Origin of the sequence: Exiguobacterium sp. s130 (assembly GCF_018619055.1) — a bacterium.
Lineage (GTDB): Bacteria > Bacillota > Bacilli > Exiguobacteriales > Exiguobacteriaceae > Exiguobacterium_A.
This window is the reverse complement of sequence record NZ_JACSNI010000008.1, coordinates 48,808-62,844: the sequence shown is the minus strand read 5'-3', so window position 1 is coordinate 62,844 and position 14,037 is coordinate 48,808. Positions and strand designations below refer to the sequence as shown.

The following is a 14,037-nucleotide window of genomic DNA, read 5'->3' as shown; positions in this document are numbered from 1 at the left end:
TTCGTGCTTTAAAAAGGTTTTTTTGTCTTCAAAAGAATGACACGGAAGGAAACGGGAATAGGAGACAAGGGACCAAAATCGAACAATACCGTTGAAACGGGAGGGAATCGTATGGTGGAAGTATGGAGTACGTTCACGATCATCATCGTCTACGGATTGCTCATCATGAATATCTTTGCGGTCCTAACGGTTATTTTTCTCGAACGGCGCGATATTGGTGCGACGTGGGCATGGGTGTTCATCTTGTATTTCGTTCCACTCGTTGGGTTTCTCGTCTATCTGTTTTTCGGAAGATTGTTGAAAAAATCGAATTTTTATCGTATTACGGAAGAAGAACAACTAGAACACGATAGACGGATTGCCTTACAGAAAAAAGAACTCGTGACGATGGGGCGGCACCCGATGATTCAAAAGCACCGGGATATGATTCGGATGAATCTGATGTCGAACGGTTCGTTACTCAGTCTCTCGAATCAACTGCAGATTCTTTCGGATGGAGAACAGAAATTCAATCGGATGATTCAAGATATCCGCCAGGCAGAACATGAAGTGAATATTCAATACTACATCATTCAGAAAGATCGCCTTGGGCTAGCGTTGATCGATGCATTAACCGAATGTGCTCGTCGTGGAATCAAAGTCCGTCTATTATACGATGCTGTCGGATCACGTAGTCTCAAACGGACGGATTTCAAAGATTTACTGGTACACGGGGGAGAAGTGTTCGCTTTTTTCCCGTCGACGATCGGTTTCGTTAATTTTCGCTTAAATAACCGCAATCACCGTAAATCCTGTATCATTGACGGTCGAATCGGCTACATTGGTGGATTTAACGTCGGTACGGAATATCTAGGTATCGACGAAAAGTTCGGCTACTGGCGGGATACGCATTTTCGCTTGAAAGGTGATGTCGTTCACGATCAGCTCGACCGTTTTATTCTTGACTGGAATCAAGCGAGTGACGTCTATACAGAAAAATCATTGTTCTACTACGGGACACACAGGGTTCAGAATATATTACCGATGCAGATCGTCACGTCAGGTCCGGATTCCCGTTCAGAATATCTGAAGCTTGCTTTGATCAAGATGATCAATGAGGCAAGGCGGACGATTTACATTCAATCGCCTTATTTCATTCCAGACACGAGTTATTTAGATGCATGTAAGGCAGCCCTTCTGTCTGGAGTGGAGGTGCGCATCATGATTCCGAATAAGCCGGACCATCCATTCGTTTACTGGGCGACGACAGCTGCTGTAGGAGAGTTGTTGTCGTACGGAGCTAAAGTCTACACGTATGAACCTGGATTTTTACATGCGAAGACGATTGTTGTTGATGGAGAGATTGCTTCAGTCGGGACGACGAATATCGATGCACGAAGTTTCCGTTTAAATTTCGAAATGAATACAATCGTCTATGATCAGGAAGTAGCAATTGAACTAGAACGGCTCTTCTTAGCCGATTGTGATGTATCAAAGCTCATGACGGTCGAGTCGTATGTTGCGCGTTCAAGAATGATCAAATTCAAGGAAAGTATTTCGCGTTTGTTGTCACCAATCTTGTAAACTGTGTTTACGACCAGTCAAAATGTGAAAAATGGTATAGTGGTATGGAAATAGAAAAAGAGGAGAGTGAAGACGATGGCAAATCCAATTAAATTACTCGTATCAGACATGGATGGTACCGTTCTTTCGGGCAAACAACGAATAGAACCGGAGACGATTCAGGCAATTGAAGCAGCACGCGAACAAGGTGTCGAGTTTGCAATTGCAACAGGACGTAATTACTTAAATGCTAAAGAATTGACGGATGCCGCAGGAATTCATTGTCCGATCATTGCTTCAAACGGGGCACGTGTGATGACCGTCGATGGAGAAGAGTTGAGTGCGACGACTCTGACGACAGAACAAGCACAGCAAATTTACGGCATCATTAGCCAGTACGAAGTCTTCTTCGAGATGTTCTGTGATCAAGGACTCGTGACAGCGCAAGGAGCGACGATTGATGCAGCCTACGATTCGTTAAAAGAATTAAGTGAAGAAAGTGATCGGGCAAAACAAGTGCTTGATTTCTTCCACGATCGCTATTATGTCCACGAAGACGTCAAGATGATTGATGGATTCCGGTCATACATTCGTAATCAAGCGGGAAAAGTATTCAAGTTCATTTCGTTCTCATTTGATCAAGAATTGATGAAAACAATCTGGCAGGAAATCGAGCAGAAAGTCGAGGGTGTCTATGTCACGTCGTCAGGACACGATAACATCGAAGTCATGGCAGTCGGTGCCGATAAAGGAACGGCAGTTAAAATCCTCGCGGACCACCTTGGTGTGCCGATCGAACAAGTCGCTGTCATCGGTGATAATTTGAACGATCTTCCCATGTTTAAGGTTGCTGGAAAGGCGATCGCGATGGGGAATGGTCATGATGAAGCAAAAGCGATTGCGCATCACGTAACGAAAACAAACGATGAGCACGGCGTCGGATATGCGATTCAGCAATTGGCGTCCCGTGCTTGGTAAGGGGGATTTTTCATGTTTAAGGCATTTAAGGAGTTTGCTTTTCGAGGCAATGTGATCGATTTAGCGGTCGGAGTCATTCTCGGTGCTGCGTTCAGCGGGATTATCAAATCACTCGTCGACAGCGTCTTCATGCCGTTGATCGGTATCATCATCGGTGGTATTGATGTCAAAGGATTATCAATCATGGTCGGAAATGCAAAATTACAGTACGGTCAGTTCCTTCAGGCGAGTATCGAATTCTTATTGATTGCCTTTGCTTTGTTCATCTTCGTCAAAGGAATCACTTCGTTCCGGAAGAAGGAAGAAGTCGTCGAAGAAGAAGCGGTACCAACGACAGAAGAAAAACTATTGACAGAAATCAGAGATGCCTTGATTCGTCAAAATGAGTCATCACCTAAAAACTGATATATACCAAAAGGGGCTGACTCAAAAAAAGAATGACGCGTCTTTTCACGCCCTTTCCTCAGGCGAGACACAAGCCAGTTTTCCTGCTTCCTTGAAACAGGAAAGCGGGTCTTGTTCGTCTCTGACAACGCACAAATGCGTTTTTCCTGTAGGAGTGGCGTGTGACGCGTCATTCTTTTTATTATGAGATAAGGGGGACAGATTGATGATCTGTCCCCCTTATCTTTGTAGAGACTGACTTTTGAGTCAGCCTCTTTTTTGTCTCATAAAATTTCGAGTAATGCATTTTCGGAGCAGACTTGTAACGAAAACTGTTTTTTCATTCCTTGATCAAATGAAATTTCTAGCACATCATCAACCAGGTGCAAGACGGTTCCGGGACCAAATGCTGTATGCGATACACGCATGTTCTCAGTGATCGGAAGTGGAGGAACTTTAGCTCGCGCTGCAATGGCAGGACGTTGGCGTTCTATTTTTCTTTTTGCGGAATCCGGTGTAACAAGACGATGAACGTCTTCGACGAATGGTGAGACATCGAACGATTTCGATTTAAAACGATAAGACAGGAGATGCAGTTCGTGTCGTGCCCGTGTCATCCCGACGTAAAACAAGCGTGCTGCTTCTTCCATATCATCGAGTTGTCCATTCTTGTACGCCTTGATCGTGTCAGCCGATGGAAGAATACCAGCAACGAGATCAATCATAAAGACGCGATCAAATTCAAGTCCCTTTGCACTGTGAAAGGTCGAAAGAGTGACCGCATTTTGATTTTTGTTTTGTTTCGCATCACGCATCAACTGTTCGAGATGCGCGATCCGCTCACGAAAGGCGAGTAACGTCGGTACATCACTTGCGATGTTATCGATCGTATTTAATGTCTCAAGCAGGTGGTCGAGACTAAAACCGAGACTCTCACTCATTTTCCGCAAATTCTTTTCGTAGCCCAGTTCATGACGAATCAAAGAGAGGGCAGCAGACGGTCGAACGGTCTGAATGGAAGCGAATGTGCGCTTCATTTGTTGAAGTTGTTTCTTTTGATAAAACTTCATTTCGATTTTGTTTATGAGTAGATCAAATACAGATTCACCCGAACCAAACTGTTGCAATTGAGCCAGTTGAGCTTTCGAGATATATCCGGCGAACTTCGTATGGATGGTTGCTAGAACCTCGATATCTGTTGGATCTTGTGCGAATGTCATGAAATTTAAAATATCCTTCAAAATCCAATGACTGAAGAATTTATGATCAACATCCTTAATGTAAAAAGGAATGTTTGCTTGATCTAACGCATTCATGACGTTGATCGAAGAAGCATTGTTGCGATATAAGATGGCGACTTCGCGGTAATTCGTTTCCGTCCGTAACTGATTCAATAAATAACGAGTCTGATCTTCATAAGTCGGTAGCGTCTCTAAGATAATTGGACGAACCGCAGCATTCTCCGTGAACATCTGTTTCGGATAACGTGCTTTATTACGTTGGATGAATTGATTGGCGACTGAGACGATGTCCTTTGATGAGCGATAATTTTGTTCCATGTAAAGAATCGTCGCATTCGGATACGTATCCTTGAAGTGGAGAATCTTGGATGCATCTGCGCCACGCCAACTGTAAAGCGTCTGGTCATCGTCCGCGACGACACAAAGGCGATTATGGGGTAAGGCTAACTTTTCAACCAGTTGATGTTGAACGAGTGATGTATCTTGACTCTCATCTGTCAGAATATAATCGAAGCGACGTTGGTAATGTTGCAATAGACGACGGTCTTGTTCCAAAATCGTATTAGCATATGTCAACATATCATCGAAATCAAGTAACGGATGTACAGGATCACGAGACTTGAATTGTTCATATGCGACATAGATGTCAGGAAAGTGTTTGATCGTCGTCGGTACTGCCTTGATTTCTTTTAAAGAAAGAAGGCGATTTTTGACAAAGGAAATCATCCGTAACAAATCATCCATTTGATCATCGGTAATGACACTCCGATTAATTTCCTGGAAAATACGGCGCAGTAACATCCGTTTATGTGGCGCATTCGGATGTCGTTGATCCATCGGTCCTTCGATGATCGTATAGGAGAGGCGTTGTTGAGACGTATGGTCCCGGACGACTTGAAAAGCAAAACTGTGGATTGTCGAAAAAGCCGCTGTTGTTCCGATTAGTTCATGGAATAAATGATAAAATCGATCCGCCATCTCGCGAGCTGCCGCTTTACTGAAGGTCAGTCCAAGAATACGATGTGGTTCAATTTTTTTTTGTAAAATCAAATAGGCAATCTTAAAATTAAGGGTCGTTGTTTTTCCAGAGCCGGGTGAGGCGAGTAACAGCAACGGACCATGGTCATGTTCAATTGCCTGTTGTTGGACAGGATTCAATTGAATGCCGGTCAATCGCTCCATCTGTTTGAAAAAATCTTCATGCATGATACAGTTCACCTCGAGCGTTTAATTTCGTGTCCATTAAATCGAACTCTCCCTAGTGTAGCATTTTTGATGATCGGATTGGATTACTGAAAGACGAACCGTGGAATAAAGAGACAAAAGACTATTGGAAGCAATGTAAGAGGAGTGACTTTAAAAGACTAGGCAAATGGACTCAAAAATATTAAAATGGGAATAGATGTAAGAGAGTACTCTCTTGTCCTGTACAAAGAGGGAAGGCGGAATGAGAATGTCTGTAGTGAAATTACACATGTATACAAATGAACATTATGAACAATGTGAGGCGTTCATTCTTCCGGAAGAACAAGTTCAGTTTACTTCTTTTCCAACAGATGTCGTTACGGATGCGGTTGCACATCCCGATAAGTTTCCGGTTGTTATTAAAAAAGACGAGCTCGTCGTCGGATTTTTTATTCTCCATCTCAATCCCCCTAAAACACACCGGACGGATGAACAAAGTGTCCTGTTACGTGCCTTTTCGATTGATGAACGGCATCAACATCAAGGATACGCGAAGGAAGCGATGATGCAGTTACCGGAGTTCGTCCATCATCATTTCCCGGAAGTCACATCGATTACACTTGCGGTCAATAAAAAGAATATCGCTGCAAAATCACTGTATTTCAAGACGGGATATGTCGATACGTTACAATCGGTCATGGGTCCAATCGGAGAGCAACATATTCTCGCCTTCGATTTAGAAAAGGAATCACGATTGAAGCAGTGAAGTAAAAAAGCATTTTCCTGATTCTATTCAGGAAAATGCTTTTTGCTATTTAAGATAAATCGTAAATAGAGAGGTGGGCAGTCGCCTCACCAGAGAATCCGACACCTCGACTCGTTGCTTTTGGGAAAATACGTCCGCTTGCGACGGCTTCTCCATCATTGAGGAAAAGTTCGAACGAGGACCGGTCCACAAACAAACGTAATGTCTGCAAGTCTTTCGAAAGGACAGTCGATCGTGATGTACCAAATGATTCAGCAGGAACCTCCACACCCGAACGACTCCGGTCAATCGTAAATTGACGCGAAACGACATCATATTTAAATAGGGTTTCTTCTGTAGCGTCTTGACGAATTGAGAAGCGGAACGAATCCGACGACAGCTTCAAGTCTGTCATCACGAGTTCGAAAATCTCGGCTTCCGCAACCGTCACATCTTGCTCGAAAAGAATCGTTTCGTCAAATAAGGTTTCTTTTCGTAGCTGTGTCAGTTCATGGACAGGTCGTTGACGAAGTTGTCCCTGTTCGATCGTTAATTCACGCGGCAATGTCAAAGCATGTGCCCAGTTATAAATGTCAGAAGGATAACTAATGTCCGGTAAACCCATCCAACCAACAAGAATCCGTCGACCATCTGCCGCCTCAGTTGTTTGTGGCGCATAGAAGTCGAATCCGAAATCGAGTTCTTGGAAAGGTTCATGTGTGAATGTTAAGTTGGGTAAAGCTAACGGTTCCCCGATGAAGTAACCGGACTGGAAAATATTTTGATAGTTCGTACCATCTGGCTCAATCCCTTGAGGACTAAAGAGAAAGACGCCTTTTCCATTAAGCTCGAAATAATCAGGACATTCCCACATATAACCGAATGTCGGGTAGTTCGTCCGTAACTCACCGACCAACGTCCAGTGCTCTGCATCTTGAGACTGATAAATGACAGTACAACCTGTCAAGTCAGTGCGCTGTGCTCCAAGTATGCAGTACCAGATGCCCGATGCATCTTGAAAGACTTTCGGATCACGAAAATGTTCTGTATAGCCTTCAGGAACGGTTGGAATAGCAGGTGGTAAGTGTTTTTCAATCCGTCCATCCGAACGAAGGTGCCCAACGATTTGACTCGTATGGCGATTCCACTCTGCGTCCCGTTTGTTACCGGTGTACATGATGTGCACTTGATCATCTTTGATGAAGCCACTACCGGAATAAGCGCCGTGCGAATCAGGATCGTCATTTGGAATCAAGGCGGCCCCTTCATCGAACCAATGTACGAGGTCTTTTGATGTCATGTGATACCAGTACTTTAGACCATGAACAGGACCGAGTGGGAACCATTGATAAAATAAATGATAAAGACCGTCGTGGTAGACGAAGCCGTTCGGATCATTCAAAAGTCCGGTTGGAGGTTGGATATGGTAAGAAAATCGCCAAGGAGATGTTCTTACTTCTTCCTTCATCACTTGGTATACGGTCGGATCGACATCCGAGAGGGGACGATATCGTGCTTCACGTGTCCATTGATTCATGCTGACAGCTCCTTGTTGAAAATTTATACGCTTCTCGTTCACCTTACGGAGGAGAAACGCGCTTGTCAATCCTCCGTTCCAAAAGGTCAATGAACGGAAATACATCCTTTACCATCTTGCTTCGAACGATAGAGCGCTAAATCCGCATGGTGCATGACTTGCTCGAGCGATTCACCTGCTATCTGTTCAGCGAGTCCGATGCTCATTCCGATATGGACGGTCTGTTCTTCTAAATGATAAGGCATCGAGACATGGGCAATCCATTGTTCACCTAAGTGTTGTGCTTCTACTACAGACTGATTCGTTAAGACGATGATGAACTCATCGCCACCAAGACGAGCGACGAAGCCACCAGGTGGAAGTAACTGTTTGAGACGTTGACCGACCTCGATCAGGAGGAGATCACCAAGTGCGTGCCCATATGTGTCGTTAACTGCTTTAAAACCGTCTAAATCGAGACAAAGGTAGATGGAATGCGTTCCTATAGGTAATTGTTCGATGTATTGAGCAAGACCATTTCGATTCGCAAGACCCGTGAGACTGTCACGTTGCGATAATCGTTCAAACGTCAGTTTTTCTTTTTCGGTATGCAGCAATCGACGAATCAGTTGCTGTAGGGCATCTGTCAATGTCTCGATTTCTCGGATTCCACGATGGTTCGGAAGTGATTTTGAAGGATCACCTTGCATTTGTTGTGCGGCATGCGTGATTTTTAAGAGTGGTCGAGTCAGCAGTTTCGCTAACATCCACCCAAGCACGGCTGTAATGAGAGAGGCAATTAACCCAGCGATGAAAATCGTTTGGCGTAAAGCGTCGGCATCAGCGAAGGCAATCGATGTCGGTTGACGCACGAGAACCGTCCAACCTAGTCCATCATAGTCTTTGTAACCACGGCTCGTACTTTGACCAGAGACGAATTCTTTCTCTTTCCAAAAAGCGGTCGCAGGAGCATTCGAAGTGAGCGTTACACTAGTAGGCAATGTCTTACCACTCCATCCGTTTGGTCCAAGCAAAATAGTCTTTCGATCTTGACTAACGATGAAGACATCGACTTTTTGGAGAGAAGAGGTAGCGCTCTGGAAACTTTGTTCAATCGCTTTAGCCCATTCGAAACTGAGGTGTGTCGCGAGGACGCCGGAAAATCGTCCCTTATCATATAAAGGTGTACTTATATCGACAAATTGGAGTGGCTCACCACTTGGATTCGGCAATAATTTTGCGAGTAGGACGGCTTCATGAACATCACCGATGAATGGTTGCGATAATGCTTCTTGAAAAACAGGTCGTTCTTTGATCGATGTTCCTTCAAGAATTTGGTTCGTTGACGCAATGACTTTACCGTTCGCATCTAAACGACCAATCCAAGAAAAGTCGGGAATCTGTCGTTGTAACTCCTCTAGTGTCCGACGTGTTTCTACTTTTTGATCTGTTTGTTGAATCGTTGATAAAGAGCCGAGCAACTTCACTTCTGCATAGCGTGACCACATGTAATGATCGAGCTTGTCGGATAGTTGATGAGCAGTCGTTGACAGATTCATTCTGACTTCCGATTGGAGTCGGCTTGTCGCGTGTTGACTGATGAAGAAGGTCAACAACAGCGTCATGCTAAAAAATAATAGGGAAATCAATCCCGCTAACAGGATGTCAAAGCGAAGTGAGGGTCTGGACATTGTGTGATACTCCATTCATATGTTTCTCATTTGTTTTTGTTTGACTCATATACATAGACGTCTACTTGATGTTCACGGTTCGAGATGCTCGTTCGCACGTAGCGGAATCCCTGTTTTTCCCAAAACCGTCGGGCTTTTGCGTTATCAGGTAATACGGCGAGGTGAATCTGTGACTCTCGACTTAAGAATTGATTGAAAAAGGCGGACAGTAACCGACTACCCGTTCCGGTACCATGATGAGAAGCATCAAGTAAAAATAAACCAATCCACGTTGTACCGTCTTGCGGATGCTTTGGGAGGTAGTCAATCAGTAAGACAGGTTCTCCATCGATATACCCGATCAGCGATACAGTATCGGGATTCAAGAATTCCTCCTGTAAGATCGAATCAGAGAGTGGTAGCGCCCGTTCTTCTAGACATGCATACTCTGGAACGCTTGCGTACAGTGATTGAACGATCGGAAAATGTTCACGTGTCATTTCTTCAAAAAGAATCATCTGAAGACTCCATTCCTTATTTAGTCTCAAATTTCTGCGTTAGCGGATTTTTATTTGGAATCAGATTACATATTTGTAAGAAAAGAAACTTTCGCAGGGAATTCACGTACACTATATAGCATAAACAAAATATGAATGAGGAGGAAGAGCAGATGTTAAAGATTGAAAATATCTCAAAGCGTCTCGGAAAAGAGCAAATTCTAAAAGACGTCAGTTTTGAGGTATTCCCAGGAGAAGTGTTCGGCTTCCTCGGACCAAATGGGGCAGGGAAGACGACAACGATTCGTATCATCACGGGTCTGCTTGAGCAGGATGCTGGGCGAGTCACGGTCAATGGCTATGATGTCGTAGAAGAGCGTTCGAAGGCATTAACGCAAATCGGAGCAATCGTTGAAAATCCAGCTTTTTATCCTTATTTAACAGGCAAACAAAACTTGATACATGCAAAAAACCTGATTCCAGGACTCGGACAAGTCGACTATGACGCACTTGCTCGTCTCGTTGGTTTAGAAGGAAAGCTTTCGAAGAAAGTTGGAGAGTATTCACTCGGAATGAAGCAACGTCTTGGAATTGCTCGTGCGTTGTTACATAATCCGCGCGTCTTGATTTTAGATGAACCGACAAATGGTCTAGATCCGTCCGGGATCGCAGAACTTCGTGAGTATTTACGACAAATGGCGCGTGAGCAGGATATCGCAATTTTGATCTCAAGTCATATGCTGAGTGAAATGGAACAAATCAGTGATCGATATGCCATCATTGATCAAGGTGTCATCAAGTCAGTCGAATCGGTTCGTAACGAAACCGGAGCAAAGGTGGCACTTCGCGTCAATAAGGAAGCGATGACTGACGTACTTGAAGCCCTTCGCATCGCGAACTATCCATCAGAAGTACTTGATGAACAAATCATCATCACAGCACCAGAAAGTGAGTGTCCGGCGATTGCCCGACTTGTCGTGCCGATTGCTGACTTACATGAATTGACCGTCAAACGCTTGACGCTCGAAGAACAATTCCTGCAAGTAACGAAAAAAGAGGGGGATTCACATGCTTTCGCTCATACAAAATGAATGGATGAAATGGTGGACGACTAAAAAAGCGAAAATCGTCTTAGCGCTATATGTCGTCATTGCGGTTGGTATTATCATTGTGGCGAAGACAAATGATTTTGAGTTCACACGCTATGATTACTATTCCTTAACGTTTGTGTTGTTGACCTCCTTATTAGGGATCATCACGATCGTCTTCACGGCAGAAGCTATCGGGAATGAAGTACGATATGATACGATGAAACATCTATTAATGAGTCCATATTCACGAATGACGATTTATTTCTCGAAGCTGATCTTCTCGATCTTGATCATGTTATTCCAATTCGTGTTCATCGCTGCGATCGTCTACGCAGGCTCATTTGTGTTTTCAGAGGTAGGAGATCCGATCCTGTTCCGCGACACGATCGTTGAGGTCGTCAGTCCGATTTTTACGATATTTATGACGTTGTTCTTCTCATTATTATTCCGCTCGGTCGGTATGATCATTGGCTTTACCGTATTAGCACAGTTCTTTACGAGCATTGCGGGTAACTTATTGGTTGGTTTCAAACCAGCAATCGCTAAGTGGATCGTATTCATGCATTTAGACTGGTCAATGTATTTCAAGGATTCTATGACCTATGGTACGAGTGAAGCGATGGGAACAACTTTGACGTTCTCCGCCTTGTTCGTATTGGCTCATATCATCGTCTTGTTAGGTGCATCGATTCTTGTCTTCCAAAGAAAATCATATACGTAAATGAAAGAGCTGCTACTGATAGATGAATTTGTCTATCAGTAGCAGCTCTTTTACAGTATTCAAGAACTTGTCCGTTTAGGTGGACGTGCCGTAATCGGGAACAATCGCTGAAACCATTCGATCAGTGGACCGTTCAATAAGAGGAAAATGAAAGTTCCGACTCCGATGCCGATCAGTTCGCGTTCAATCAGTGAAAAGAGGCAAGCGATCAAAAAAGGAATACCGAGGCTGATCGTTGCTCCGAGCGATGTACTTTTGAAGCGGCTGATCAGTGACTTCATCAAGTAATCCGGAGGCATCAATACGAATCCGATTTGGAGATAGAGGGCGAGTCCAAGTGAAATCAATGGCATGCCGATTAACATATACAAGGCACGCATCCACAGTCCTTGTGGAGTGTAAATCAATTGATGGATGGATAAGAAGAAATCAATCGCAGCGCCGAACAGGACGACGAGTGCGAAACTGAGGACGATCGTCCACCAACTAAATCGACTCCCAAGAGAAAGTGCTGCTATTAAAGCGAGCACATGTAAGACGATGATCGCTAGTCCGACAGTTAAAGGTGAAATCGCCGCGACGGCTTCACTCGCTGATGTCCAAGGTGCACTGCCGATTGAGGCGGTCACCATGAAGCTATTTCCTAAAGCGTTAATTAAAATAGAGAATAAATAGATGACAATCCGTTTTTGCTGACTCATTGACGTGCACAGACGGTAGGACTGCGCGTTCACCTCCTGAAAAGAAATCGTTTCGTTAAGCTATACCCTAATCGTAGCGCTCTTTTCACTTATTTTCATGAAAAGAGCATTGCCTATTCCTTATGTTTCACGACATACTTAGGACACATTACGAATCAGGGGGAGAACGTATGACATATTTTGGACAGAAGATCCTACCTTCCGTTAGAAAATTAGAAGACTTTGAAAAGATGCTGAAGAGTCCATATGAATATGGGGTCTTACTCGAAATGCACGTATCGCGTTTAAAAGCAGTCTACGAGATGGCGCATCGTTACGACAAAAAAATGTTTTTGCACATGGATCTCGTACAAGGATTAAAAAATGATGAATACGCAACGGAATACGTCTGCCAAGAATTGAAACCGTATGGTGTCATTTCGACGAAGGCAAGCGTCATCTTGAAAGCACGTCAAAAAAAGGTCAAGACGATGCAACGCATGTTTTTACTCGATTCAAGTTCACTTGAAAAAAGTTATCAACTTATGGAACGGACGCAACCTGATTACATCGAAGTATTACCAGGGTTAATGCCAAAGTACATTCAAGAAGTGAAAGAAAAGACAGGGCGTCTCGTATTCGCTGGTGGACTTATCGATACGGTCGAGGAAGTGGAACAAGCGATTGAAGCGGGTGCTTCGAGTATCACGACATCGAACAAGGATTTATGGCGGCATTTTGAACCACGCTCTTAACTGGATTGTGAGGAAAATCATTCAGATTGTTTGACAGCGTTTTCACTGGTTGTTATAGTGATATCAAGTTGATACAAAGTGACGGAGAAAAGGGAGATTCACGTGTGAGTTCTGCTTGAAGTAAATTCAAGTAGGAGCTGACGTGGATCTCCTTTTTATGTTGCTTTTTTCACATAACAAAAAGGAGGAACACATATGTCACCCTTACTAGCGGAATTTTTAGGTACAGCCTTGCTTGTCGCGCTTGGGAATGGTGTTGGTGCAGGCGTTAGTTTGACGAAATCGTTTGCGAAGGATGCAGGTTGGATCGTCATCACGTTTGCGTGGGGTTTTGCTGTGGCGATTGCAGCGTATGCCGTCGGTCAATTCAGTGGAGCACACCTTAATCCAGCAGTAACGCTTGGTTTAGCCTTTGACGGTTCATTTGCATGGGCGGACGTACCAGGCTATATCGTCGCTCAAATTGCCGGCGGGATACTTGGTGCAAGTCTTGTTTTCGTTCATTACTTACCACACTGGGCGGAGACGAAAGATCCAGCAACGAAACTCGGCGTCTTTGCGACGTCACCAGCGATTCCATATACATTTGCCAATCTAATGAGTGAAATGATTGCGACATTCTTACTTGTCATCGGGTTGTTATCGATCGGAGCGAATAAGTTCTCCGATGGTCTGAATCCATTAATCGTCGGTTTCTTGATCGTCAGCCTCGGTATGTCATTCGGAGGCACGACAGGATATGCGATGAATCCGGCGCGGGACCTTGGTCCACGTATCGCTCACTTCATCTTACCGATTCATGGAAAAGGATCATCGAACTGGGGGTACTCTTGGATTCCGGTTCTCGGACCAGTTCTCGGTGGAAGTCTTGGCGGATTGTTTTATCGTTCGGTCTTCACAGGAAAAGATACACCGGCTTTTTGGGTTGTAGGACTTGTGACAATCGTCATATTAGGCTTATGCTATAGATTCGGTGTTCGTCCGAACAAAACAACGTCAGTGGAGTCAAAGTCAGCTTAACTTATTTAGATA

General features: G+C 44.1%; 13 protein-coding genes. 8 read left to right on the top strand and 5 right to left on the bottom strand.

All coding sequences use genetic code 11. The features are described 5' to 3' along the window. Nucleotides 1–111: 111 nt before the first annotated feature. The 3 genes from cls (at nt 112) to mscL (ending at nt 2,925) form a co-directional block, all read left to right on the top strand. On the top strand, nt 112–1,563 hold the full coding sequence (gene cls / locus HZS85_RS15160; protein ID WP_214856745.1) for a cardiolipin synthase: 1,452 nt from the start codon (nt 112–114) through the stop codon (nt 1,561–1,563). Nucleotides 1,564–1,638: 75 nt separating this feature from the next. Beyond that, nucleotides 1,639–2,520 (top strand): Cof-type HAD-IIB family hydrolase, encoded by an 882-nt coding sequence (locus HZS85_RS15155; RefSeq protein WP_056059977.1) that lies wholly within the window; start codon nt 1,639–1,641, stop codon nt 2,518–2,520. Nucleotides 2,521–2,532: 12 nt separating this feature from the next. Further along, nucleotides 2,533–2,925, top strand: a complete 393-nt coding sequence (gene mscL, locus HZS85_RS15150; protein ID WP_035409394.1) for a large-conductance mechanosensitive channel protein MscL — start codon at nt 2,533–2,535, stop codon at nt 2,923–2,925. A gap of 263 nt (nt 2,926–3,188) precedes the next feature. Here mscL and HZS85_RS15145 read toward each other — a convergent pair whose 3' ends face one another. Next, complete coding sequence (locus HZS85_RS15145) at nt 3,189–5,351, bottom strand: ATP-dependent helicase (RefSeq protein WP_214856744.1); 2,163 nt, start codon at nt 5,349–5,351, stop codon at nt 3,189–3,191. 247 nt (nt 5,352–5,598) lie between these two features. On the opposite strand from HZS85_RS15145, the gene HZS85_RS15140 reads away from it, so the two are divergent. Then, nucleotides 5,599–6,096 carry a GNAT family N-acetyltransferase gene (locus HZS85_RS15140; protein ID WP_035409789.1) on the top strand — a complete coding sequence of 166 codons (498 nt, stop codon included), beginning with the start codon at nt 5,599–5,601 and terminating at the stop codon, nt 6,094–6,096. Nucleotides 6,097–6,145: 49 nt separating this feature from the next. On the opposite strand, the gene HZS85_RS15135 is transcribed toward HZS85_RS15140, so the two are convergent. The 3 genes from HZS85_RS15135 to HZS85_RS15125 form a co-directional block, all read right to left on the bottom strand. After that, the gene (locus HZS85_RS15135; protein WP_214856743.1) at nt 6,146–7,612 is read right to left on the bottom strand and encodes a glycoside hydrolase family 32 protein; all 1,467 of its coding nucleotides are present in this window, start codon (nt 7,610–7,612) and stop codon (nt 6,146–6,148) included. Nucleotides 7,613–7,698: 86 nt separating this feature from the next. Then, entirely contained in the window at nt 7,699–9,282 is a 1,584-nt protein-coding gene (locus tag HZS85_RS15130; RefSeq protein ID WP_214856742.1) for a diguanylate cyclase domain-containing protein, read from the bottom strand. Between the two features lie 26 nt (nt 9,283–9,308). Then, a complete protein-coding gene (locus HZS85_RS15125; protein ID WP_214856741.1) occupies nt 9,309–9,779 on the bottom strand; it encodes a GNAT family N-acetyltransferase in 471 nt (156 codons plus the stop codon). Between the two features lie 152 nt (nt 9,780–9,931). Between HZS85_RS15125 and HZS85_RS15120 the strand changes: the two genes are divergently transcribed. Next, a complete protein-coding gene (locus HZS85_RS15120) occupies nt 9,932–10,849 on the top strand; it encodes an ABC transporter ATP-binding protein (protein WP_214856739.1) in 918 nt (305 codons plus the stop codon). Beyond that, the gene (locus tag HZS85_RS15115) at nt 10,827–11,570 is read left to right on the top strand and encodes an ABC transporter permease (RefSeq protein WP_214856738.1); all 744 of its coding nucleotides are present in this window, start codon (nt 10,827–10,829) and stop codon (nt 11,568–11,570) included. Before HZS85_RS15120 ends, HZS85_RS15115 begins: the two co-directional genes overlap by 23 nt. A gap of 59 nt (nt 11,571–11,629) precedes the next feature. Here HZS85_RS15115 and HZS85_RS15110 read toward each other — a convergent pair whose 3' ends face one another. Continuing rightward, nucleotides 11,630–12,271: a DUF6198 family protein gene (locus HZS85_RS15110; protein ID WP_214856737.1), complete on the bottom strand. Its 642-nt coding sequence runs from the start codon at nt 12,269–12,271 to the stop codon at nt 11,630–11,632. A gap of 170 nt (nt 12,272–12,441) precedes the next feature. Between HZS85_RS15110 and HZS85_RS15105 the strand changes: the two genes are divergently transcribed. Both HZS85_RS15105 and HZS85_RS15100 read left to right on the top strand, forming a co-directional pair. After that, nucleotides 12,442–13,005 carry a glycerol-3-phosphate responsive antiterminator gene (locus HZS85_RS15105; protein ID WP_023467370.1) on the top strand — a complete coding sequence of 188 codons (564 nt, stop codon included), beginning with the start codon at nt 12,442–12,444 and terminating at the stop codon, nt 13,003–13,005. A 195-nt stretch (nt 13,006–13,200) separates the two neighbouring features. Continuing rightward, entirely contained in the window at nt 13,201–14,025 is an 825-nt protein-coding gene (locus tag HZS85_RS15100) for an MIP/aquaporin family protein (RefSeq protein WP_214856736.1), read from the top strand. Nucleotides 14,026–14,037: the final 12 nt, after the last annotated feature.

Excerpts from the sequence above, each read along its gene's own strand:
- cls (WP_214856745.1), top strand. The coding sequence starts at position 112 with ATGGTGGAAGTATGGAGTACGTTCACGATCATCATCGTCTACGGATTG.
- HZS85_RS15155 (WP_056059977.1), top strand. The coding sequence starts at position 1,639 with ATGGCAAATCCAATTAAATTACTCGTATCAGACATGGATGGTACCGTT.
- mscL (WP_035409394.1), top strand. The coding sequence starts at position 2,533 with ATGTTTAAGGCATTTAAGGAGTTTGCTTTTCGAGGCAATGTGATCGAT.
- HZS85_RS15145 (WP_214856744.1), bottom strand. The coding sequence starts at position 5,351 with ATGCATGAAGATTTTTTCAAACAGATGGAGCGATTGACCGGCATTCAA.
- HZS85_RS15140 (WP_035409789.1), top strand. The coding sequence starts at position 5,599 with ATGTCTGTAGTGAAATTACACATGTATACAAATGAACATTATGAACAA.
- HZS85_RS15135 (WP_214856743.1), bottom strand. The coding sequence starts at position 7,612 with ATGAATCAATGGACACGTGAAGCACGATATCGTCCCCTCTCGGATGTC.
- HZS85_RS15130 (WP_214856742.1), bottom strand. The coding sequence starts at position 9,282 with ATGTCCAGACCCTCACTTCGCTTTGACATCCTGTTAGCGGGATTGATT.
- HZS85_RS15125 (WP_214856741.1), bottom strand. The coding sequence starts at position 9,779 with ATGATTCTTTTTGAAGAAATGACACGTGAACATTTTCCGATCGTTCAA.
- HZS85_RS15120 (WP_214856739.1), top strand. The coding sequence starts at position 9,932 with ATGTTAAAGATTGAAAATATCTCAAAGCGTCTCGGAAAAGAGCAAATT.
- HZS85_RS15115 (WP_214856738.1), top strand. The coding sequence starts at position 10,827 with ATGCTTTCGCTCATACAAAATGAATGGATGAAATGGTGGACGACTAAA.
- HZS85_RS15110 (WP_214856737.1), bottom strand. The coding sequence starts at position 12,271 with ATGAGTCAGCAAAAACGGATTGTCATCTATTTATTCTCTATTTTAATT.
- HZS85_RS15105 (WP_023467370.1), top strand. The coding sequence starts at position 12,442 with ATGACATATTTTGGACAGAAGATCCTACCTTCCGTTAGAAAATTAGAA.
- HZS85_RS15100 (WP_214856736.1), top strand. The coding sequence starts at position 13,201 with ATGTCACCCTTACTAGCGGAATTTTTAGGTACAGCCTTGCTTGTCGCG.